The sequence below is a fragment of the Vibrio sp. Vb0937 genome (genome assembly GCF_033338855.1).
This window is the reverse complement of the sequence record NZ_JAWOTK010000114.1, coordinates 1-1,736: the sequence shown is the minus strand read 5'-3', so window position 1 is coordinate 1,736 and position 1,736 is coordinate 1. Positions and strand designations below refer to the sequence as shown.

At 45.5% G+C, this 1,736-nt stretch carries 2 protein-coding genes; one reads left to right on the top strand and one right to left on the bottom strand.

The features are described 5' to 3' along the window. Nucleotides 1-46: 46 nt before the first annotated feature. Complete coding sequence (locus R7P67_RS23605) at nucleotides 47-871, top strand: DUF2797 domain-containing protein (protein ID WP_318086164.1); 825 nt, start codon at nucleotides 47-49, stop codon at nucleotides 869-871. A gap of 92 nt (nucleotides 872-963) precedes the next feature. Here the strand turns inward: R7P67_RS23605 and R7P67_RS23600 are convergent. Continuing rightward, the coding region (locus tag R7P67_RS23600; RefSeq protein WP_029817174.1) for an aminotransferase class V-fold PLP-dependent enzyme at nucleotides 964-1,736 on the bottom strand (773 nt) is incomplete at its 5' end.

The window sequence follows — 1,736 nt, the reverse complement described above, 5'->3', positions numbered from 1 at the left end:
TTTTCTGTTAAACTCACACCAAACAATAAAACCATAGAGTAATGTCATGTCGATCATCGCAACAGGCGTGCTGGATAAAATGCGCGCCAATTTGGAAGGAACTGTCGCTTACCGACTGCCAGTCGGTGAGGACGAAATCGATCTCAACCCACTGATGGGTCACACCATCACGCTGAAACATACAGGCAATATCTATTGCTGTTCATGCGGCAAGAAAACCAAGAAGAGCTATTCTCAAGGCCACTGTTTCGTGTGTATGAAGAAGCTTGCGAGCTGCGATATGTGCATCATGAAGCCAGAGACTTGCCACTACGATCAAGGCACATGCCGCGAACCGCAGTGGGGAGAAGAAAACTGTATGGTGGATCACTTCGTGTATCTATCAAATACATCAAGCTTGAAAGTGGGCATCACTCGCCACACTCAAATTCCAACACGTTGGATTGATCAAGGTGCAACTCAGGGTCTGCCAATTTTCAAAGTCAAAACGCGTCATATTTCAGGCTTGATTGAAGTGGAACTGGCAAAGCATATTGCAGACAAAACAAACTGGCGCACTTTGCTTAAAGGCGATGGTGAACCGATTGAGTTACAAGATCGTTTTGCTGAACTGCTTCCTCTTGTGCAAGACAAAATTGCTGAAATCAAACAGCAATTTGGTGAAGATGCCATCGAGGTGCTGAGCGAAACCATTACCGATCTTAGCTACCCCGTTCAGCAACACCCAACGAAAATCACCTCTCATAACTTCGACAAAAACCCGGTTGTAACTGGTATTTTGCAAGGCATCAAAGGTCAGTATCTGATTTTTGATACCGGTGTGATTAACGTCCGCAAATTTACATCTTACGAAGTTGAAGTAAGCGCGTAGATACGTCTGCTTTACTATACAAACTTCCTAGATAGAAAAAGCTCGAGCACTGGCTCGAGCTTTTGTTTTTCTTCGTTCAGAGCGATGAGAGATTAAGCATCAAGGATGCTTTCTAGCACATCAAACAACATATCCACTTCTTCAATAGTGTTGTAATGCATACAACCAATTCGTACGACGCCACCTGATTCTTCAATGCCAAGCTGACGAACCAAACCAAGTGCATAGAAGTGACCATTCCAAACACAGATATTGTGCTCACCTAAGGTCTTAGCGATAAACTCCGGTGAATACTTGTCAAATGTTAGGGCAAACGTCGGCGTACGTTGCTGACAATCTTCGCTCTCAATGCCATACAGTTTCACACCTTCTAGCGCGTCGAGTCGTTGCAAAAAACGCTCACTTAAACGCTGTTCGTGTTGATTGTAAAGCGCGTAACTTTGTTCTAATCGCTGACGAAGTGGTAAGTCGTTGTCGCCAAACTGAGCCAAATATTCCACTGCGGCCGCAACACCAGCAAGGCCTTCGAAGCTTTGTGTACCCGTTTCAAAACGACCCGGACCAATATTCGTAGCCGGTTCTACTTTATAAGGACGAAGGCTGTGCAACCATTGGTCGGCCACGTAAGCGATACCTACATGCGGTCCAAAGAACTTATACGCTGAACACGCTAAGAAATCACAGCCCAGCGCTTGTACATCGACTAAGTGGTGAGGAGCATAATGCACGGCATCGACATAAACTTGAGCACCAACACCGTGCGCCATGTCAACTACGCGCTGAATATCGACTATCGATCCCGTGGTGTTTGACGCATATGTCACGGCAACCAAGCGTGTTTTTTCTGAAAGTAGGCTTTGTAAGT